The sequence below is a fragment of the Lactobacillus sp. WILCCON 0058 genome (assembly GCF_057198005.1).
The window spans coordinates 1,104,342-1,129,364 of record NZ_JBUBHM010000001.1; the positions used below are offsets into that span (position 1 = coordinate 1,104,342).

Annotated in this window: 4 protein-coding genes; all 4 read left to right on the forward strand. The window is 46.8% G+C overall.

Annotation, left to right across the window (positions count from 1 at the left end; translation table 11 throughout):
- Positions 1–232: 232 nt before the first annotated feature.
- From ACYVUU_RS05275 to ACYVUU_RS05290, 4 genes are read left to right on the forward strand one after another with little or no spacing between them, the layout of a single operon-like run.
- Positions 233–23,428 carry a mucin-binding protein gene (locus ACYVUU_RS05275; RefSeq protein ID WP_484500177.1) on the forward strand — a complete coding sequence of 7,732 codons (23,196 nt, stop codon included), beginning with the start codon at positions 233–235 and terminating at the stop codon, positions 23,426–23,428.
- Positions 23,374–23,553 (forward strand): hypothetical protein, encoded by a 180-nt coding sequence (locus tag ACYVUU_RS05280; RefSeq protein WP_484500887.1) that lies wholly within the window; start codon positions 23,374–23,376, stop codon positions 23,551–23,553. The genes ACYVUU_RS05275 and ACYVUU_RS05280 overlap by 55 nt, the downstream gene beginning before the upstream one ends.
- Entirely contained in the window at positions 23,498–24,613 is a 1,116-nt protein-coding gene (locus ACYVUU_RS05285; protein WP_484500178.1) for a mucin-binding protein, read from the forward strand. Before ACYVUU_RS05280 ends, ACYVUU_RS05285 begins: the two co-directional genes overlap by 56 nt.
- A complete protein-coding gene (locus ACYVUU_RS05290; protein WP_484500888.1) occupies positions 24,547–25,008 on the forward strand; it encodes a mucin-binding protein in 462 nt (153 codons plus the stop codon). Before ACYVUU_RS05285 ends, ACYVUU_RS05290 begins: the two co-directional genes overlap by 67 nt.
- The last annotated feature ends 15 nt before the right edge of the window (positions 25,009–25,023 follow it).

Here is a 25,023-nt window from a genome sequence, read left to right on the forward strand (position 1 = left end):
AAAAACACTTATCAGAAAATAATTAAAAAACTCTCAGAAATACATCTTGAATAAATTGAAAATAAGGTATGTAACCGTTATTCTAGAGGTAGAAAATTGACCGCATATAGTTTTAATGAGAAGATGGCAATAATTTTAATTTTACGTAACTATTTCTATTTAGTAATCATTAATATTTTTTGCGAACAATGTTCTAAATCTTTGCGTGTAAATAAAAGGGGAGAAGTTTGACATGATCGAAGCGAAAAAATCTGCGAGAAACAAGCTTCAGAAGATGGAGCGAAAGGAACAACACTACAGTTTCAGAAAGGTCAACACAGGTTTGGCCTCTGTTTTGCTCGGCTTTTCATTAGGCGGGATGGCAATTACATTTACGCCTGGCAAAGTAGCTGCGGCTGATAATACTGCTGAAGTGACGGCAACTCAGCAAACGAGCAGTACAAGCACTACAACGAGTTCAACTACTGAACAAACGAAAAACACGAGTTCAACTTCTGATTCAACCGCTGCAACTAGCAGCCAAAGCAGTACTGACAGTACAGGTACGCCTACTGGCAGTCAAGCAAGTACAAGCACAAATGCTATTACCACTACTAACGATACCAGTACAAATACTGCAGCAACTACTAATGACACCAGCAGCCAGACTGAAACAGTTTCAACTGAAGTCAAGAGTCAGGTCTCTTATACCGGTTCCGACCAGAATCCGGCAACCCAGGAGACCAAGACAATTTTTTCTGGCAAAAAGACGGAAGACAGCTACGACTGGACTAACAAGTCGGCGACCGTGACCACCACTGTGCCAGTTGTTTCGGGTTACGTTGCCAATACCAATCAAGTAACGCAGACTGTTTCTGCAAACAGTGACGGCAGCTTTACTGGCAGTGACAATATTACTGGAAAAAGCAGTACCGTCTCCAATGATACCTACACTAGCCAAGTAATTTACAAGGCCGTAGGCCGTATTGTGCCGGTTGACGAAAACGGCAATGAAATCACGGCCGATATCAAGGGCAACTACGTGGCTCCAGTAGCTTATAGCAACAGCACTACCAGAGCTGACCAGGTCGTTGCAACTGCCGCGCCAACCATCGACGGCTACATCTTGGCCGACAGCGCAAATGAAACTGTCACTCCATCCAGCGCGACGGAAGATACCAAGCTTATCTACCTTTTGGTAACGACAACTAAGGGCGTCAAGCAAGTCGTAACCTATACCGGTGCTGGTATTAAGACTCCAGCTGAGAATAGCCAGACCGTCACTTTTTCAAAAACTACCAGCCGGTCTAGCGACGGCAAGACAACGACCAGTGACTGGGACAAGAGCAGCGCAACTTTTGAGGATGTAACCGTGCCAACGATCGAAGGCTATACTGCCGATGTCACTACTGTAAAAGGCCAGACGGTAACGGCTGATTCTGCTGACATCAACGTTCCGGTAACTTACACGGCTAATGACGCCAAGGCGACCGTCAACTTCAAGGACGATGATACCAACGATCCCCAGGATCTTTCTGCCAACAGCATCAGCTTGACCGGTAAGACCGACGAAAGCATCGACTTTACTACGGCCGAAGACCAGGTTAAAAATCTGCTGGCTGCCGGCTACGAACTAAGTCAAGCCAATGACGCTGTGATCGATCCGGCAACTGGCAAGTTCAAGGTAACCAGCTACGATACTAGCGATGACGCGAGCTCGGTCAGCCAGGTCTTCACCATCCACCTTAAGCACAAGATTACGACAAAGGCGACGAGCAAGAACGTCACCAGAATGATCAACTACCAGTCTACTGACAGTGATTTTACGGCGCCAAGCAGCCAAACTCAGATGGCGACCTTTACTGAAGAAAAAGTTACTGATGACGTTACCGGCAAGACCTTGTCAGATAGCTGGACGCCAGACACTGCTGCTTGGGCTGAAGTGGCGACTCCAGAAGTTGCCGGCTACGTGGCTGACCAAGCCAGCGTCAGCGAAAAAGACGTGACTAAAGACAGCGAAGATGCCACGGCTACTGTTAACTACGTCAAGATTGGCCGAATCACCAGCCAGAAGGGGACTAGCCAAAACGATCTGACATACAGCCAAGATGCTACTTCTGTCAGCTTTGAGCTTCCAGTAGAAGCAGGCTATACCGCTACTTTAAACGGGAAGGCTGTCAGCCAAGGCAGCACGATCACTTTGATAGGGGCAGATGCTGCAGTTGATCAAGCTCTGGTCTACACAGCAAACGAGCAAAGCGCTACTGTTGCTTTTGTCGATGACCAAGGGCAGACTCTGTACACTAGCAGCTTGACTGGGCAAACCGACGGGAATGTTGACTTTACCAGCGCTAATGATATTTTGGCAAAATTCATCGCTGCCGGTTACCAGGTCTCCAGCAATAACCCAAACTTGACGGAAAGCGAATTCACTGCCGCAACATACGCGGCTAACGGCGGGCAAAGCTTCACCGCTTATTTGACGCACCCGGAAAAGACTGTCAGCTTAACTGCCAGCTACCAGGACGCAAGTGGCAATAAATTAGCTGATGACCAGACTAAGTCGGTTACTTTTACTGGCCTGGGCAAGTACGACAAAGACAGTGATGCGGTAACAATTACTTGGACGGCAAAAGATGGGGATGCAGAACTGGCAAACCCAGTCATTACCGGTTATGTCAGCCCAGCTGCAAAGGTAACTATCAGTTCAAACGCTACTGGCAATATCAGCCAGACGGTTGTATACCAAGCGGTCGGAAAACTAAAGGCAGTTGACAAGAACGGCAAGGTTCTTGCTTCTTTGTCATACGCTAACAACCCAGCTGATGCCAGCCAGGTAATCGTCAATCTGCCAACTGTCGCAGACTACACAGCAACGCAGACTAGCGTGACGGTTGCTGATCCAACGAAGGATACTAGCCTCCTCTACGTGCCAAGCACTCAGACTAAGGTCTTCACCCAGAAGGTGACCTTCACTGGTGCGGGGGCTAAGACGCCAGCTGAGCAGAGCGAGACCATTATTTTTGTCAAAAATGGGGACAGCTGGACGCAAACTTCTGGCCCAGCTAACGGCACATTCAGTTTCATCTTCCCAGATATTACTGGCTACAGCAAGAGTGTAACTGGTAAAGCTGCTACAGTTACGCCAGATACAGACTCTGTCTCAGATATCAAAGTTACTTACACGCCACTTGAGCAAAAAGCAACAGTAACTTTTGTCGATGACGATGAAAGTGACTCAACGAAGCAGACTCTGACTACTGTTGAATTAAATGGTAAAACCGATGCCGAGATCGACTTTACTGATGCCAAAACTCAGCTTGCGAGCTATAAAGCAGCTGGCTACGTAGCTAATGGCAGTGCTTTGCCAACTGACGCGGTTTACGATGACGATACTGAAGCTACTCAAGCATATACCGTTCACTTGAAGCACGGCAAAACTGTCTTGACCAGCAATAGCGACCTCAGCAGTCTTAGCGATGCAACTAAGGCCAAGATTTCTACCGAAAACTTGACGACTCTGCAGAAATCAGACTCTTACAAAGAAAGCAAGTCTGCCAGCCGGACGGTAACGTATGTCTTCTCATCAACTGATTCAACTGACCTGCCAAGTGTAGCTGACCAAACTGACAGTGCAACTTTTTCACGTCCAATCACGTATACCGTTGACCAAGTAACGGGCGCGGTGACTAAGTCAGAAGGTGCTTGGACGGTTACTGATGGCCAGGCAGATATTTCTGCCGTTACCCCGCAGACCATCAGCGGCTGGTATCTGGCTGATACGGCTAATGGTGAATATCTGGCAGCAGAAACTTTAATGCCTGGGGACAGCCAGACCGTTACTCTGACCTACAAGTGCCTGCAAAAAGCTGCTATTCAAGTTATCGATGGCAGTGACAATGACAAGGTCCTGGACAATTACAGCCAAACTGGCCAGCAAGGGGCGGCCATCAACTTTAAGCAGATCGATGAGCAAACCACTTTAACTACTAAAGATGCTTCCGGTAATGAAAGCACGGTTACGATTGATTCTGTCAGTGATGCTAATGCTCAGCTGAACGCCTACATCAAGGCTGGTTACGTTTTGGACACGACTGGTGCAACTACGAGTCAAGTAGATGCCCAAACTGTCCGCTACCAGCTGGCAGATGGAGCTATTATTGATGTCGTTAGCGATGATCAAGGCAATAAGACTTACTCATGGGCTAACAGCTTTGATAGCAATGATACGGCTGACCAGACTATCAAGCTTAAGCTTTTACATGGCACGACTACCCAGACCAAAAATAAGACGGTTACCCGGAAGATTACCATAAATCCAGTTAAGGGCAACAGCTACACGACTACACAATCTGTAAAATTGACCGAAACGATCGTTACGGATAACGTTACTGGTAAGATAACTAGCGATACCTGGACGACTGGGACCTGGGATAAATATGATGTTCCAATCGAAACTGGTTATGACGCCAGTGTCACCAGCATCCCTGAAGTGACGGTCTCAAACACCACGTCAGACGCTGATATCGTGGTCAACTACCTGCCAAAGGCAGCCAGCGCCACCATCAAGATCATCGATGACGATGAAAACAAGGCTGAATTAGACGAATACCTGGTTTCCGGAACTACTGCCGGCCAGATCAACTTCTCTAACGCGATCAAGCAGCTGACCAGCTACTTGGATGGCAATTACGTTTTTGCCTCCAGCAACAACTCAAAGATCGTCATCGCCTACAACAAGGACGGCGACTTGTCCAGCATCACGGCAGAAGACATCTACGAGGGCAGTGACGCCAGTCAGAACTACGAGATTCATTTAAAGCACAAGACTAAGACCGGGACGATCTACTCTTCTGTCAACCGGACGATCAGCTACCAACTGCCGACGGGGACGCAGACCTTGGTCCAAAAAGTAGTCCTTACTTCCAGCACGGTAACTGACTTAGTAACCGGCAACCGTAGCGATGGTGCCTGGAAGGCGACCGGCTCATGGAGCGCGGAAACTGTTCCAGAAGTAACAGGCTACACGCCAAGTGAAACGAGTATTGAAGCTGAGAGCGTCAATGTTGAAACGCCAGACAAGGCAATTACGGTTGTCTACACGCCAGATGTTGAACACGTGCAAGTCAACATTATCGATGACACGACTGGTAAGATTCTGGCAGAAGCTGACTTGACCGGGGACTACGACAGCAGCGTTGACTTTGACAAGCCGGCCAAGTCCATGGGCAATGTCAGTCCTAACGGCAAGCTGCAGTCCTACCTGGCTAACGGTTATGTTTTGGCCGCTGACAAAAATTCTGCTGTAGACATTACAGCTTCTCCAGTAGTCTTTAATGCAGTTAAGTACGGCACTCAAAGCGTGACTCTGGAAGCCCACCTGGTGCAAGGCACTAAGGAAACTACTGAAACCGCAACGCCCACCAGAACTATTCAATACATTATCAGCGGGTCAAGTGCACCATTTAAGACTTTGACTCAGCCAGTAACAGTTACTCGGACCAAGACGGTCAACCTGGTAACTGGCGAAACAACATACACTGACTGGACCACTGGCACTTGGGAAAAAGCAGTTTCACCAACTCATGAGACCGATTCGACCGATGTCCCAGATGGCTACTACCCAGACAAGGCAACTGTAGCAGAGCAGACCGGGATCTCTAAAAATACTGGTGACCAGGTAGTCCTGGTGCTCTACAACAAGCCAGGCGATGGGATCAGCGGCACGGTGCAAATTTACGATGAAACTACAAAGACCAACTTGTATTCAGTCCAAATCAACGGCAAGTCTGGCAACTATATTGACTTCTCAGCTGCTAACAGCCGTTTGACTGACTACTTGGCAAAGGGCTATGTCGCTGATACGACCGGCACTTTGGCTGACCAAGCCATCAATGAAGCCGGTACGGCTTTTGCTGAGAAAAAATTTGCGACTGATGGTCAAAACTTCATCGTTTACTTGACGCACGGAATTGATGAACAAAATCCGCAGACCAAGTCAATTACCCGGACGGTCAACTACAGTTTTCCAGACGGGACGACCAAGACTTTTGTCCAAGCGGTCAACTACACGCGGACGGTCAGCCTGGACAAGGTAACTGACAAGACCAGTTATGGGGAATGGATATTAGCTAAGAGCACCACTTCGGTATCAGTCAACGGGGCTGCTGCTACCACAACTGAAGGTGACGTGACTGCTATTTGGGCAGCCTTAGATACGGCTACTGTGGCCAAGGATGCCGGTATTGACACGACTGGCTACAAGGCAAGTCTTGACAGTGTCGAAGCAGTCAGCGATATCAGAACTGACGCGACCAGTCAGGTAATCAATGTTTCCTTCCCAGCTATTGTGCAAAAAGCCCGGATAGTCTTCCTCGACAGCAACTCGAGTGCACCTACCAAAGATGCAAATGGGCAGACTATCACGCCGGAATTTACTTACGCCAGCTCATATGATGGTCAAACTGCCGGAGTCTACAAGAAGGCCATCGACTTCAGCAATGCCAACCTGTATCTTAAAGACCTTTTGAAGCAGGGCTATGAGATTGGGGTTGATGACTTTGTCAATCCAAATACTGGCTCTTACATGGCTCAGTTGACTTCATCAAGCACTGTTACGGCAGATGATGGAACGGTGAAAGAAATCCGGATTTACACGCCGAAAGCAACAAGCGCTGGAGCAATCACGGAAATTATCACGACTTCCCCAAGCACGACGGAAAACGGGCAGACCAAGCAAGTAGTTAAGTATGCTTTTGTCCAAGGGGATAAGTCTGGCGAAATCACCGCGACGACCACAACTGTTGATAGCACTAGCACGACCGTTTACAGCCTTTCTGATGCTACTTTTGCCGCGACTGACAAGACCTTACTCTTCTTCTTGAAGCATGGGCGGATTCACTACAGCTATGATCCTGACAAGAGTAGCAATAACGCTTCAACCTACAAGGACACCACCCGGACGATCAATTACCACCTGCCAGACGGCAGCACTTTGACCCTCCTGCAGACCGTGCGGATGACCCGGACGACTGACATTGACCGGGTAACTGGCGGTGTCATCTACACTCCTTGGACCACTGGTGAAAACAATTACTCATGGATCGTTCAAAGCCTTACTGACAAGGATGGCAAGCTTTTGTCCACTAGCCAGGAAAAAACGGTTCGCTCATCAGACTGGAGCCAGCAGGCAAGTCCAGATGAGAGCAATACCCAAGTCATTAGTGCTGATACGACTGTCGGCAGCGTGGTTAAGGGCTACACGGCAACGCGGGCTAGCGTTGACGCGCAAACTGTAACTTCCAGCACGCCAAATTCAGTGGTTGACATCAGCTACAAGGCAGACCACCAGGCAGCTGATATCCAGATCATTGACGATACAACCAAGACTGTTTTAAGTGAATTCAATCCAAGTGGGGTTACCGCGGGCAAGATTGACTTTACTGCCGCCAACAGCAGTCTTAACTATTACTTACAGCATGGCTACTTGCTGGCAACCGGAGACGGCATTGACAACAGCGATGTTGCTACGACTGATGGGGTAACTAGCTTTATCGCCGCCAACTTTGACAATGAAGATGACACGGATCAAAGCTTTGTTGTCCACCTGGTTCACGATACAGCTACCACTGATAAAGCAATTGACAAGAACGCAACGACTATTACAGACAAGAACGGCAATACGATTACCTATGTCGATCAAGTCGTTGACAACTCTAAGGTTACTAACCCAGCCAGCTACAAGCAGACGGTAACTTCCGTCCGGACAGTCAAGTACGTCTTCAGCGGCGACTCATCCAGCAAGCCGAAAGTGGCAGACTTTGTGCAAAAAGTTACCTGGACCAGAGATGTCAGCTTCAATATCGACTTGGTAACTGGGAAAGAAACGCCGATTTACACTGATTGGACTTATGTTGCTAGTGGTTCAAACGCCCAGGCTGGGCAGAAAGCTACCAGCACAAGTGATAACCAGGTAACTTTGACGTCGCTTGCTTTGACTGACGATGAAGTAAAGCAGGGCTACATTGGTGCTGTCAGTGGTGAATTCTCCGGCTGGTACTTGGTCAGCTCTGCTGATAATGCTGGCCAGCAGCTGCTTAAGGCTTTGGGCAACGGGTCGGCCATCAATGAAAATGTAGTTTTGGAATACCGCAAGTATGCTAATGCGACGATCCAGATCATTGACGATACGACTGGTACCGTGCTTAAGGATGATAAGGTTACTGGCTACAGCCCAAATGGCAAGCAGGGAGAACAGATTGACTTTAGTACTGCCAACACAGACCTGGCTGACTACTTAGCTCATGGTTATGCTTTGGCAACTGATGGCAATAGTCAATTGACCGGTAACGTCTTTACTGCTACTGCTTTTGACAGCAAGGACAATGATACGCAGACCTTCGTGGCTCACTTGATTCACGACACGGCGACTGTATCTAAAAAGCTGACGAGTGACAGCCAAATCACGGCTAAGTCAGGCCGGACGGCATACTTAGGAAGCGCTTTGACTAATACAACTCTGACGAGCGATGCTTCATACAGCGAGCAGGCAACGTCTACCCGGAAGGTAACTTTTGCCTTTAGCAGTAATGCGGCATTGCCAGCAGGTGTAAAAGATGTCAATGGAACGACCGTGACCCAGACCGTTACTTACACCCGGCCAATCGTTTACACGGTCGACTTGGTAACTGGTAAAGCAAGCAGAGACTACGAAGCATGGAACTCTGCAACCGATGGGACTAGCGGCGCGGGCACGACGACTACGATTGATAAAGATGGCAATGTCAGCCAAAGTGCTGAAAGCAGCTTTACTGATGCTGTCTTCCCGGCGGTAACCGGGACTGTGAGCGGATGGTATCTGGATAGCGGGGATGCATCAAGCAAAGCCGCACAGACTCCATCTACTGACAAGGCAGCTGCCGAGAACAACGTTGAAACAAGCGTCACTTTAACCTTCAAGAAGCTGCAGAATGCCTACATCAAGATTGTTGACAACAACGCTACTGACAACCAAGGCACCCTGTATGACGAAAGTGGCAGTGACGCCAACAAGAATAATGTTGCCCAAAAGCAAGGCTTAGCGATCAACTTTACAAGCGCGCAAGCTAAACTGGATGAACTGCTAAAGAGCGGTTATGTCGTTGATACAGAAAAGACGAAGTCATTGACTGGCAGTACGTTCATGGATGCAACGTTTGACTCTGATGACACTAGTGATCAGACTATCATGGTTTACCTCAAGCACGCATCAGCAACCTTGCAGGCTGGAAATACCAGCAACACAGTAGCTACCAGTGATGGCAAGACGGTGACGATGACCAGCCAGATTAACCCAGATTCAACAAGCAACAAATTGCTGTGGACTGGAGTGAAGTCTAATTCGGATTTGATTGATATGGCAAGTGATGAGTCGGCTTACCAAAGTCTGACCCGGCAAGCAGTTCAAACAATCAATTATCTTTACAAAGATACTAATCAAAAAGCATACGACAGCAGTATCAGCCAAAAGACTTTGACTAGAACGGTTACGGTCGACCGGGTTACTGGAAAGATTTTGGCAATCAGTGACTTTGCTTCAGTTAAATTTGATGATGTCAAGTCGCCGGTCGTTAACAACTACCACTATGTCATGAGCAAGGATGCCGTAGTTGCCGGCTACACGGTTAGTGATACGGTAGCTAATGGCGCTGATAGCTATACCGCAAGCAATAAAGATGGTGACTTACAGGCAACGTTGACCCCGGTTTACACGGTTTACTATGAAACTGATGGTCAATGGAAGAAAGTTAATGAACCAGTTTATGGGAGTGATGGCAGCTTAACTAGCAACACAGGAACTAGTGCTGAAGTTTCCTACGTAACTGATAGTGAAGACCCAAGTAAGGTTACAATTACTATTCCTGCCCACCAGGGTTACACGGCCAAGCTAGACATTGGTAATGATGGCACTATCGACCAAACCAGGGATTGGAACGGCAGTGCCGAAAAGACGCCAGCAAGTGTGGTTTACCAATTTGATACCAGCCGGGCTAGCGAAAACTCAACTGTTACTTACTCTCCAGATGCTCAGACTTTGCGCTACAAGGTTCTTGACTTAGATGAAAGCAGCAAGGATGTTACAGCAGCATCAAGCTCCGTACTTAAAGAAAACAACGGCAATATTCTGGCTATCGGTGTCAGCGACCAGGCAATTAGCGCTGGGACATTCATCGGCAGCTACACTAGCGTGGCCGATGAATTGGATGCTTTGAAGGCTTACTACCAGAGCCAAGGCTACCGGATTGACAGCGTTGATACGACTCCAACTGTTTTTGACCATGATGATACTGCCGACCAAGTCGTGACGATCAAGCTGACTCATGAGAAGCAGACTTTTGCCTCTTCCGAAGCAGCAGCAAATATGGAAAAGGCTGGTCAGGTCACGGACAATGGGCAAACCATCACTTACAAGTGGACGAGCGAGAGCAACAAACCAAGTGACGGCAAGTTAGCCTCAGCACATGATTACAGCGACTCAACGACTGCAAAACGGACGGTTACTTATCAATTTGAAGTGCCAACTGGTGAACAATTAGATAGTCAGTTACAAGGAATTCATGATAAATCAATCGAGCAAACTGTAACTTACACGCGGGCCGTCGAATGGACGATTGACCTGGTTACTGGGAAAATTACCCGGGACCACCAAGACTGGCAGTTCAAGGAGAGTAGTTCTGGCAATACTAATACGACGACCACGATCAGCAAGACCGACGGGACTAGTACAGTTACTTATAGCAACAGCTCTGTTTCGACAATAGAAGAGATGCCAGCGGTTACCGGTGACTTTGATGGCTGGTACTTGGATCCAACCAAAGCTAATAATGTAGCTGGCACGATTAGTGCTGATAACAGTCTGCTTATGCCGGACGCTGCTAAGGAAGGCAGTGCTGCAAATCAAAGTACGGAAGTTACGCTCTACTACTTGAAGAAGCAGAATGCTTTTGTCAAGATCATCGATGACAATGGCACTAACAAGCAGGATCTGAAAGACGGTAAATTGGTCTCTGGGACAGGCAACCTCTACTCAGAAACAATTGCTGGCAAAGAACAGGGGGCAAACCTTGACTTTAAGAATGCCAGTGCATTGCTGAAGAAACTGCTGGCTAGTGGCTACAAGATCGAAAAATACACGGTTTCCAAGACTGATGGCAAGACTACTACTGAGACCAGCAGCGACAATAGTGCTACTGACTTTGCGGCAGCAACTTTTGACAATGATGGTCAAAGTGACCAACTCTTTGCCTTCTATCTTGTGCACGATACGGTTACTGTAGATGGTGATACCAAAGCTGCTACTGGACCGCAGACGCAAGGGGATAAGATCAACAGCAGCACCGACAGTCTGTCAGATGCCATTTGGCCAGTCGAAGCTACGGCTACTTACCTGCAGCGGCAGGTTGGCCAGACGATCAAATACGTTGATGCTAATGGTAATGAGATAAGTTCATCTGCAACTCAAAGTGCTACTTTGACCAGACAAGTTACGATTGACAAGGTAACGGGGCAAGCAGTTAGCGATACGTTGACAGACTTTACTAGCGTGACCTTTACGGATACCAATGATCCGGTTGTTGCTGGCTACCATGTGGTCAGCGCTGATCAAGATGGAACAGCTTTGACGAATACGGAATCAATCGCCGCATTTGTCCCAGTTGTCAATAATGTTGCGGCTACTAGCAGCGATCAAGACAAGCTGAAGACAGTCTTTACTGTGACCTACCATCCAAATGGCTCACTCAAGATCGTTGATGAAGATGGCACTTTGCTAGAAGATGATAAGAAGGACATTGCTTACACAACTACCAAGGCTGATACGGTAACCGTAACGGTGCCAATCATCCAAGGTTATACTGCAGTCTTGACTGATGGCAGTACATCAACGGCAATTGATGCACGCAACAATACCTTCACCTACACTACTTACGCGGGTGACAGCGACCGGACGGTAACTTATTCAGCCAAGGCACAGACGATTAGCTACCAAGTCTACGATGAGACTGATAAAAAGAACCTTGCCGTAGATGGTGACAAGACTTATGCAACCTTGGCAACTGGGAAAACTAACCAGAAGGTCGATTTGACTTCAGCTTACCAGGCAATTCTGGATAAGTATGAGAAGCTGGGCTACAAGTTCGTCAAGAATTCCGGTTTACCAACTGCTTTTGACGACCAAGACGACTCAAGCGATGGTGTTTCTACTCAGAATGTGGTCATCACTCTGGCTCACAACACTGCTACCTTGACCGGATCAGTTACGGACCTAACCAAGGTTACGGATGATTCTGGCAAGGAAGTAGATCTTCCTGACGAAGTCAAGAAGAATACAACTCTGACTACTAGCGACAGCTACGTTCAAAACGCTACAGTCACGCGGACGATCAGCTATGTCTTTGACAGCAAGTCAAGCCAAAGCAAGCCGCAGGTAAACTCAGTAGTACAGAAGGTTAACTTTACGCAAGCGGTCAACTACCAGACTGACCTGGTTACTGGGAAGGTTCTGAAGACCATTTACCAAACCCCAAGCTTTGTGTCTGCGGAGTCGACAGACACCAGCGCGGTAAGCGATGGCAGTCAAATCAGCTACAGCGGGAGCAATAGCAGTTTGAGGGATGCCAATTTGCCAGCAGCCAGCGGGGACTTCATCAAAGCCGGCTGGTACCAGAGCAGCAGTAGGAATGCAGACTCTGCAACAATTACGGCTGTAGTAGATGAAAACAGTAAGTTGACTGATCAATCACAAACCGGTGAAATTCACTATCTGAAGTACCAGACTGCAGTTATCAAGATTGTTGATGACAACCCAAGTGATAAGATGACGTTGCAAAATGGCGTCTTAACTAGCGATAGCAGCAAGCAAGGAGAACTTTTTGTTCAAAACATCGGCTTGGCTGACCAGAAAAAGCAAGGGGATGTTGTCAACTTCAGCAGTGCTAACACACTTTTGGCAGACTTGCTGAAGAGCGGCTTTAAGTTCGAAAAGTCGGACGTCGGGACTGCCAGTGGCTTCAATAAAGCTTCATATGACAGTGATGATGATACGACTCAAGAATTCGCGATTTACCTTGTTCATGACACCATCACTTTAGATGGTCAAGCAACTGGGGCAAATGGCCCGCAAACTGCTGGCAGTTCGATTAATACTGGTAATGCGGCTACTGCAACGTATCCAAGTGAAGCTACGGCGTACTACTTGACCAAGGCAGCAAGTCAAACGATTAAGTTTGACGTACCTGGTGGCACAGCTCCAGCAGATGACGTACAAACTCAGACTTTGACCAGAACTGCTGCTTTTGACAAGGTAACTGGCAAGCTGAAGTCAACTGGTGCTTGGAGAATCAAGTCATTTACTGCTCTGTCCTCTTACCCAGTCTTAGCGGGTTATCATGTAACGAACGTTGATGTAAAGAAGACGACGGACCAAAGCAGTCAAACGGTTTCCACTGCCGGAGGCTACACGCCAACAGAAACCGATCCGACTATCGTCTACACGGTTCATTACGAACCAAATGGCTCTGTAATTGGTGAAAATGAACCGGGTGGCAATACTTCGGTTAAGTACACGACCAATACTGACGCCAAGACGGTGACTGGCCAAGTCAACTTGTATCCAGGTTATACGGCGACGATCAAAACGAAGTCCGGAACTATGACTTTTGATCCAGTAGATCAAAAGACGACAGAAACCATCACTCCTGAAGATGCTGGCAAGGACACGACCGTGACTTACACAGCTGACTTCCAGCAAGCAGTCGTCAAATTGATTGATGATGATGACAACACCAAGACAGTTACCTTCACGATTGATGGCGACACAGGCAAAGCTATCAACTTTACAGATGCTAATGCTGAGTTGAAGAAGATGCTTGGCCAAGGATACATTCTGTCTTCTAGTGGTAACACCGATCTGGCTACCGACTTGCAAAGCTTTGCTGAACAGAAATTCGATGTAACTAACAACGCGCAAAAGTCTGATGCGGTAATTCAGTACTTCCAAGCTCATTTAAAGCATGACACCGCCAAATTGACAGGTGTGCCAGTTACTGGTAGCAATACCAATGCAGATAAGTTTGTGCCAGCAACAACGCCGATCGTTGACATGCTTAAGAATGAAGCAAGTTATACTGATACAAGCACAGTAAAGCGGACAGTCAACTATGTCTTTGCTGGTGATAGCACTAATAAGCCAAGCATCGCTGGCGTTGTGCAAACAGTCACTTACACTCGGCCAGTCACTTATACAATTGACTTGGTAACGGGGACAATTTCGAATGTTAGCTATGGGGACTACAGTTTCTCAAGCAATGTATCAACAACGACTAAGCGAACTGCACAAGCAGATGGGACGATAGTTTCTGAGCCAGAGGGCTTGGGTAAGGATGCAATTGTACCAGTTGTTAGCGGTGACTTTACTGCAATAGGTTGGTATCTTGATCCAAAATCTGCAACAGCCAATGCTACAGAATTGAAACAAGGCAGCAACGATCAAGAAGTGAACTTGACCTATCTGAAATATCAGAAGGCAATTATCCAGATCATTGATGAAGACAGCAAGGATACAAACAAAGCAATCTACTACGATGATCAGATCAATGCTCAGAAAGAGCAGGGGAGTAACGTTGATTTTGATGCTGCTAATGCTAAACTTCAATATCTGTTGAGTCATGGTTACATTCTTGCAACTGATAAGACTTCAGATGGTGATCAGTCCGGATTCACTAAAGCAACCATGGATTCCAAGGATGACAGCGACCAGACCTTCACGATCTACTTGAAGCACGACATAGCAGTGATTACCAGTCAGCCAACGGTTGGCGGAAAGGTCACTGACGAAGATGGCAAGCAAGTCTACTACAATCCAAAGACTGACAATTTGACAGACAAGTCCTTTACGGATACGACTACTGCAAGTCGAAAGGTCAGCTACGTCTTTGATGGTGACAGTAAAGATAAGCCGCAAAAGGCAGATCTAGTGCAAACTTCCAACTTTGAAAGACCAGTATCTTACAAGGTTGATCTGGCAACTGGTGATATTCTGGCTGGACCGACTTATGGTCAATGGACTTCAAAGGATGACAAAATTTTAGCAGCTTCAACTGATGTTGCTGGATGGTATCTGACAAGTTCAACTGATGCCGGAGAGATGACTCTGGTGCCGGGGCAAAATGTCATTGGCAGTCTGCACTATTCAAAGATTCAAAAGGCAGTTGTTCAAGTAATTGACGATACAACTAACACTGTTTTGAACAGTAAAGACTTGACCGGTGAACAAGGCAAGGCAATTGACTTTGACGAAGCTAACGGTTGGCTTAAAGGCTACTTGGCTAGTGGGTATGTTTTAGTCAGTGGTAAGTCCGATATTACGGATGGCGCCTTCACCCCTGCCACCTTTGATAAGTTGGATAACAGCAACCAAAGCTTTGTTGCCCACTTAATTCACCGGATCGCGATTGTTTCTGGTGTGCCAACTACAGGCGAGAGCGACAATGTTCATGATGAAAACAATCAGCCTGTCATCTACACGCCAAAACAGATTGTCAGCGAACTGCAAAACAGTTCTAACTTTAGTGAGAACGCAACTGCTACACGAAAAGTGCGCTATGTCTTTGAAGGCAACAGCACGGCAAAGCCGGTGGTAGATGACGTCACCCAAACAGTCAACTTCAATAGAAGTAAGAGCTACAAGGTTGACATGGTAACTGGCGAGATTAAAGACGATCCAATCTACGGAGCATGGACCTTTGTATCTGGATCTACTGGCAATACTTCAGCCGAAACTTTGAAAGAAAGTGGCCCAGTAATTGTCAATGGGGCAACAAATAGTCTTACCTCAGCTGAGGTTCCAGCCGTAACTGGTCGTTTTGCTGGTTGGTACCAGACTTCTGATAACGTTGATGCTAAGGCATTGGTAGCCGGTGACGATTTGACGGTTGATCTTACCTACAAGCACTATCAGAATGCAAAGATTCAGATAATCGACGACGATGAATCTGATCCAGACAAGAAGATGCTGTTTAATACCACGGCAACTGGCAAGCAAGATACTTCAGTTGACTTTGAGAACGCAAATAAGGTGCTTAAATCATACTTGGCAAGTGGGTATGTCTTGGATAATGCCAAATCAACAGTTACGGGCAATGCCTTTACATCAGCTGATTTTGATGAGATGGACGACAGTGACCAAAGCTTTGTTGCTCACTTGATTCATCAGAAGGTGACGGTAAACAGCCTGCCGGAAGCCGGCAAATCCTTTAAGGATGTAAATGGTACGGACTACAACTACCCAACTACGACGGCTGTGAAGATCCCAGATGTATTTACAAATGAAGTCACCGTCAAGCGGACAATTAGTCATAAGTTTGAAACTACTAATCTTGATGAACAAGTTCCAGTAGCTAGCGATATTGTGCAAACTGTTATCTACCAGCGCGGAATCACTTACACGATTGACCTTGTGACAGGTGACTACACGACCAATCTTGGTGCATGGACTGTTAAGGAAAACAGCACCGAAACTGGTGGGGTACCAGATGAACAGGTCCCTGCTGTTTCTGCCGGCAACTTCACTGGCTGGTACCGGTATGAAACAGATGACCAGAACATTGATCAGACAAGTCTGCTTTTGGACAATCAAGGACAGGCAATTGATCAGACCGGCGTTTTGGCTTACAAGAAGTACCAGAAGGCAATCGTTCAGATCATTGATGAAGACAGTAAGGATACAAACAAGTCAATCTACTACGATGATCAGACCAATGCTCAGAAAGAGCAGGGGAGTAACGTTGACTTTGATGCTGCTAATGCTAAACTTCAAGATCTGTTGAGTCATGGTTATATCTTTGCAACTAATAAGACTTCAGATGGTGATCAGTCCGGATTCACTAAAGCAACCATGGATTCCAAGGATGACAGCGACCAGACCTTCACGATCTACTTGAAGCACGACATAGCAGTGATTACCAGTCAGCCAACGGTTGGCGAAAAGGTCACTGACGAAGATGGCAAGCAAGTCTACTACAATCCAAAGACTGACAATTTGACAGACAAGTCCTTTACGGATACGACTACTGCAAGTCGAAAGGTCAGCTACGTCTTTGATGGTGACAGTAAAGATAAGCCGCAAAAGGCAGACCTAGTGCAAACTTCCAACTTTGAAAGACCAGTATCTTACAAGGTTGATTTGGCAACTGGTGATATTCTGGCTGGACCGACTTATGGTCAATGGACTTCAAAGGATGACAAAATTTCAGCAGCTTCAACTGATGTTGCTGGATGGTATCTGACAAGTTCAACTGATGCCGGAGATATGACTCTGGTGCCGGGGCAAAATGTCGTTGGCAGTCTGCACTATTCAAAGATTCAGAAGGCAGTTGTTCAAGTAATTGACGATACAACTAACACTGTTTTGAACAGTAAAGACTTGACCGGTAAACAAGGAAAGGCAATTGACTTTGACGAAGCGAACGGTTGGCTTAAAGGCTACTTGGCTAGTGGGTATGTTTTAGTCAGTGGTAAGTCCGATATTACGGATGGCGCCTTCACCCCTGCCACCTTTGATAAGTTGGATAACAGCAACCAAAGCTTTGTTGCCCACTTAATTCACCGGATCGTGATTGTTTCTGGTGTGCCAACTACAGGCGAGAGCGACAATGTTCATGATGAAAACAATCAGCCTGTCATCTACACGCCAAAACAGATTGTCAGCGAACTGCAAAACAGTTCTAACTTCAGTGAGAACGCAACTGCTACACGGAAAGTGTGCTATGTCTTTGAAGGCAACAGCACAGTTAAGCCGGTGGTAGACGACGTCATCCAAACAGTCAACTTCAATAGAAGTAAGAGCTACAAGGTTGACATGGTAACTGGCGAGATTAAAGATGACACAATCTATGGAGCATGGACCTTTGTATCTGGATCTACTGGCAACACGTCGGCTATCAGCTCAAAGGATGGGGAGCCGGTAAATGGTAGTGGGTCTGGCAACCTCAATTCAGATGAAGTTCCAGCCGTAACTGGCCGTTTTGCTGGTTGGTACCAGACTTCTGCTAACGTTGATGCTAAGACATTGGCAGCCAGTGACGATTTGACGGTTGATCTTACCTACAAGCACTATCAGAATGCAAAGATTCAGATAATTGATGACACAACTGGAAAGATCTTGAGTGAAAACTCAATCACTGGCAAGCAAGATTACCCAATCGATTTCACCGAAGCTGAGCAAAAGATGGCGACATACCTTAAGCACGGCTACTTCTTAAAGACTGATTTTGGTTCGAGCACATTTGATAAAGATGACACAACGGACCAAGTCTTCCAAGCTCACTTGATCCACCAGAAGGTGACGGTCAACAGCCTGCCAGAAGTCGGCAAGTCCTTTAATGATATCAATGGCACGAAGTATGACTATCCAACTACGACGGCTGTGAAGATCCCAGATGTATTTACAAATGAAGTCACCGTCAAGCGGACAATTAGTCATAAGTTTGAAACTACTAATCTTGATGAACAAGTTCCAGTAGCTAGCGATATTGTGCAAGCTGTGCTCTATCAGCGCGGAATCACCTACACAATTGACCTTGTGACGGGTGAATACACGACTAATCTTGGTGTTTGGACGGTTAAGGAAAACAGCACCGAAACTGGTGGGGTACCAGATGAACAGGTCCCTGCTGTTTCTGCCGGCAACTTCACTGGCTGGTACCGGTATGAAACAGATGACCAGAACATTGATCAGACAAGTCTGCTTCTGGATGACCAAGGACAGGCAATTGATCAGACCGGCGTTTTAGCTTACAAGAAGTACCAGAAGGCAATCGTTCAGGTCTTTGACCAGACCAAGGATAAGTTGCTTTTTGTAGATGCAAAGAGCAACGAGGCCAAGAAGCAAGGCTCGGATGTCGACTTCACTTTGGCTAACCAGGAACTGGCAAGTTTGCTTAAAGCTGGTTATGCCTTAGTAGATGGGCAGACCATTGTAAGAGGAACTACTTTTGTTCCAGCCAAAATGGATAGTGATGATACAGTAGATGAAGTCTTCACGGTTTACCTGCAGCATACTTATACTAAGTCAAGTGAAGATATTCAAATTACACGAACGATCAACTACCACCAGCCAGATGGCAAGGTTGACACAATAACTCAATCTGTAAAATTGTGCAGAAAGGTTACAACTGATAACGTTGATCAAACCAAGGACTATGGTTCTTGGACAACTGGAAATTGGGATGAAAAGATAACACCAGCAATCGCTGGCTACAAGGCGGTTCAACCAAAGGTTGATAAAGTGGCGGTTACTGTAAATACTCCAGATCAAACCGTCGATGTATACTACTTTGCTGATACGCAACAAGTAACGGTTAATATCATCGATGACAAGACTGGGAATACTTTGTTCACTACCAGTCTGTCTGGCAAGACTGACCAAGCAGTCGACTTTGCCTTAGTCAACAAGGAATTGGCAGGCAAGCTGGCTAATGGCTACGCGCTGGCTAAGGACAAGAACCAAGCTCTTGAAAACAGCGAGTGCAAGGCAACTAAATACTTGCCAGATGACAAGCGGACTTTTGAAGCTCACCTTGTTCACACTTATTCTGAACAGACTGAGTCAAAGACCATCACCCGGACGATCAACTACCATAAGCCAGACGGCAGTATTGAGACTGTAAAGCAGCCGGTTGAACTGACCAGAGTTGTAACGACTGATAATGTTGATCAGACGAAGACCTTTGGCACTTGGACGACTGGGCAATGGAATGAAGCAATCAGTCCACTTGTGCCAGGCTATAAGGCTAGCCAGACTAGTGTTGGTCAAGCTGCGGTTGATGAACACAGCCAGGATCAAACGATTGATATCACCTACAGTGCTAATGGTCAAACTGCTAAGGTTAAGATATTCGACGATAATTCTGGTGAGATGATCCGGCAAATGGATTTGACCGGCAAGTCGGATCAAATGATTAACTTTAAGCCGGCCAACGACCAGCTGGCAGCTTACCTTGGCCAAGGCTATGCTCTAGCGGAAACCGGCAATGACGATCTGTCAAACGGCAGCTTCATTCCAGTCAAGTTTGACAATGATGATGCGGCTACCCAGGAATTCGTAGCTCACTTGGTACATACCTACGCAAAGAGCACCGAAGCAAAGACGGTTACCCGGACGATCAATTACCAGCAGCCAGATGGCAGCGTGGTGACGGTAATTCAACCGGTTAAACTGACTAGAAACGTGACGACGGACAAGGTTACCAAGCTGCCAAGCTATGGTGAATGGACTAACGGTCAATGGGATGCAAAGGTCACTCCTGAGATCGCTGGCTACACGCCAAGTGAGAGTTCTGTTGGCCAAGTCTTAGTCAATGGAGACAGCCAAGACACGACGATTAACATTAGTTACACGGCTAATGGTCAGAAGGCTGTCGTGAAGATTTTTGACAAGACGACTGGCAAAGACATTTACCTGGAGAACTTGTTAGGTAATACTGATGGGAAGATCAACTTCAAGAATGCCGACGACCAACTGGCAGTCTTCTTGACTAAGGGCTACGCTCTGGCAGACGGCAATAGCGATCTGACTGATGGGCAATTTACGCCAAGCAAGTTCGATAATGTTGACAATGTCGACCAAGTATTTGCTGCAATTCTTGTTCACACTTACGGTAAGGAAAGTGAAAACAAGACGGTCATCCGGACGATCAATTACCACAAGCCAGACGGCAAGATCGATACGGTAACGCAACCGGTTGAACTGACTAGAGTGGTTAAGATCGACAATGTTGATCAGAGCGAGGAGTTTGATCCGTGGACGAGCGGGCAATGGAGTGAACAGACAACTCCAGAGACTGCCGGTTACACTGCAAGTCAAGACTTAGTTGGTCAAACTTTTGTAGATGGCTCAACCCAAAACCAAGTGGTTGACATCTTCTACAGTGCAAATGGTCAATCCGCAGTTGTGAAGATCTACGATGACACAACTGGGAAGTTGCTTCGTCAAGAAACTTTAACGGGTAAGACTGACGAAGCCGTCGACTTCAAGCAAGCCGATGCGTCCCTGCAAAACTACTTGCTTAAGGGCTACGCCTTAGCTGAAGTAGGCAACAGTGATCTGACCAACGGTCGATTCACTTCAGCCAACTTCGACAACGCGGATGAAGCTACTCAAGAGTTCGTGGCTCACCTGGTCCACACTTACGCTAAGAGCTCTGAATCAAAGACGGTCACTCGCACAATCAACTACCACAAGCCAGATGGCGTTGAGACAGTATCTCAACCAGTTCAGCTGACAAGAGTAGTTTCGACCGACAATGTTGACCAGAACAAAACTTTTGATCCGTGGACGAGCGGTCAATGGAGTGAACAGACAACCCCAGAGATTGCCGGTTACACTGCAAGTCAAGACTTAGTTGGTCAAACTTTTGTAGATGGCTCAACTCAAAACCAAGTGGTTGACATCTTCTACAGTGCAAATGGTCAATCCGCAGTTGTGAAGATCTACGATGACACAACTGGGAAGTTGCTTCGTCAAGAAACTTTAACGGGTAAGACTGACGAAGCCGTCGACTTCAAGCAAGCCGATGCGTCCCTGCAAAACTACTTGCTTAAGGGCTACGCCTTAGCTGAAGTAGGCAACAGTGATCTGACCAACGGTCGATTCACTTCAGCCAACTTCGACAACGCGGATGAAGCTACTCAAGACTTCGTGGCTCACCTGGTTCACACGTACAGCAAGGACAGTGAGAAGAAGATCACCACTCGTACGATCAATTACCACAAGCCAGACGGCAAGATTGACACGGTCACTCAGTTTGTTGAACTGACTAGAGAGGTAACGATCGACAATGTTGACCAGAGCAAAACTTTTGATCCGTGGACGAGCGGTCAATGGAGTGAACAGACAACCCCAGAGATTGCCGGTTACACTGCAAGTCAAGACTTAGTTGGTCAAACTTTTGTAGATGGCTCAACTCAAAACCAAGTGGTTGACATCTTCTACAGTGCAAATGGTCAATCCGCAGTTGTGAAGATCTACGATGACACAACTGGGAAGTTGCTTCGCCAAGCTGGATTGATTGGTAAGACTGGCCAAGCGATTGACTTTACCGAAACCAACCAGCAACTGACTAGTTATCTGGCAGGCGGCTACGCATTGGCAGAAGTTGGTAACGGTAATCTGACCAACGGTCAATTTACTTCAGCTAACTTTGACAATGCAGATGAAGCCACTCAAGAATTCGTGGCTCACCTGGTTCACACCTACAGCAAGGGCAGTGAGAAGAAGGTAATCATTCGGACAATTAACTACCACAAGCCAAATGATCAAGTTGAAACTGTAACTCAACCGGTCGAACTGACTAGAGTGGTAACGATTGACAACGTTGACCAGAGCAAGGCATTTGACCCATGGATTAGCGGTCAATGGAGTGAACAGACAACCCCAGAGATTGCCGGTTACACTGCAAGTCAAGACTTAGTTGGTCAAACTACTGTAGATGGCTCAACCCAAAACCAAGTGGTTGACGTCTTTTACAGTGCGAATGGTCAAGTAGCGGTTGTGAAGATCTACGATGACACTAATGGCAAATTACTTTGTCAAGCTGGATTGACTGGTAAGACGGGTCAAGCAATCGACTTTACCGAAACCAACCAGCAACTGACTAGGTATCTGGCAGGCGGCTACGCATTGGCAGAAGTTGGTAACGGTAATCTGACCAACGGTCAATTTACTTCAGCTAACTTTGACAATGCAGATGAAGCCACTCAAGAATTCGTGGCTCACCTGGTTCACACCTACAGCAAGGGCAGTGAGAAGAAGGTAATCATTCGGACAATTAACTACCACAAGCCAAATGATCAAGTTGAAACTGTAACTCAACCGGTCGAACTGACTAGAGTGGTAACGATCGACAATGTTGACCAGAGCAAGGCATTTGACCCATGGACTAATGGTCAATGGAGTAAAAAGGCAACTCCAGAAGTTGCCGGCTACACTCCAAGTCAAAGCTCCGTAGCAGAAGTTACTGTAGATGGTGCAACCCAAAACCAAGTGGTTGATGTCTTCTACAGTGCGAATGGTCAATCCGCAGTTGTAAAGATCTACGACGACACGACTGGGAAATTGCTTCGTCAGACTGGTTTGACTGGGAATACTGGCCAAGCAATTGACTTTAACGAAGCTAACCAGCAATTGACTGGTTACTTGAATGGTGGTTACGCCTTAGCAGAAGTTGGTAACGGTAATCTGACCAACGGTCAATTTACTTCAGCTAACTTTGACAATGCAGATGAAGCCACTCAAGAATTCGTGCTCACCTGGTTCACACCTACGCTAAGAGCTCTGAATCAAAGACCGTCACTCGCACAATCAACTACCACAAGCCATATGGCGTTGAGACAGTATCTCAACCAGTTCAGCTGACTAGAGTTGTAACGACTGACAATGTTGAACAGAGCAAGACTTTTGATCCGTGGACTAGTGGTCAATGGAGTGAACAGACAACCAGAAGTTGCAGGTTACACTGCAAGTCAAAGTTCTGTAGCTGAGACTCCTGTAGATGGTTCAACTCAAAACCAAGTGGTTGACGTCTTCTACAGTGCAAATGGCCAATCTGCAATTGTGAATATCTACGATGATACGACCGGGAAACCTATCTCTACCGCAAGAAACCCTTGCGGGCAAGACGGGCGAAACGTCGACTTCAGTCAGCCTAATGCATCGCTGAAGAGCCTTTTAAACAAGGGCTACGCATTGGCAGAAGTTGGTAATGGTGATCTGACCAACGGTCAATTCACTTCAGCCAACTTTGACAACGCGGATGAAGCTACTCAAGACTTCGTGGCTCACCTGGTTCACACGTACGCAAGGACAGTGAGAAGAAGATCACCACGTACGATCAATTACCACAAGCCAGACGGCAAGATTGACACGGTCACTCAGTTTGTTGAACTGACTAGAGAGGTAACGATCGACAATGTTGACCAGAGCAAAACTTTTGATCCGTGGACGAGCGGTCAATGGAGTGAACAGACAACCCCAGAGATTGCCGGTTACACTGCAAGTCAAGACTTAGTTGGTCAAACTTTTGTAGATGGCTCAACTCAAAACCAAGTGGTTGACATCTTCTACAGTGCAAATGGTCAATCCGCAGTTGTGAAGATCTACGATGACACAACTGGGAAGTTGCTTCGCCAAGCTGGATTGATTGGTAAGACTGGCCAAGCGATTGACTTTACCGAAACCAACCAGCAACTGACTAGTTATCTGGCAGGCGGCTACGCATTGGCAGAAGTTGGTAACGGTAATCTGACCAACGGTCAATTTACTTCAGCTAACTTTGACAATGCAGATGAAGCCACTCAAGAATTCGTGGCTCACCTGGTTCACACCTACAGCAAGGGCAGTGAGAAGAAGGTAATCATTCGGACAATTAACTACCACAAGCCAAATGATCAAGTTGAAACTGTAACTCAACCGGTCGAACTGACTAGAGTGGTACGATTGACAACGTTGACCAGAGCAAGGCATTTGACCCATGGATTAGCGGTCAATGGAGTGAACAGACAACCCCAGAGATTGCCGGTTACACTGCAAGTCAAGACTTAGTTGGTCAAACTACTGTAGATGGCTCAACCCAAAACCAAGTGGTTGACGTCTTTTACAGTGCGAATGGTCAAGTAGCGGTTGTGAAGATCTACGATGACACTAATGGCAAATTACTTTGTCAAGCTGGATTGACTGGTAAGACGGGTCAAGCAATCGACTTTACCGAAACCAACCAGCAACTGACTAGGTATCTGGCAGGCGGCTACGCATTGGCAGAAGTTGGTAACGGTAATCTGACCAACGGTCAATTTACTTCAGCTAACTTTGACAATGCAGATGAAGCCACTCAAGAATTCGTGGCTCACCTGGTTCACACCTACAGCAAGGGCAGTGAGAAGAAGGTAATCATTCGGACAATTAACTACCACAAGCCAAATGATCAAGTAAAACTGTAACTCAACCGGTCGAAC

Bases quoted from the DNA above. Each gene is read 5' to 3' on its own strand.
- ACYVUU_RS05275 (WP_484500177.1), top strand. From the start codon at position 233: ATGATCGAAGCGAAAAAATCTGCGAGAAACAAGCTTCAGAAGATGGAG.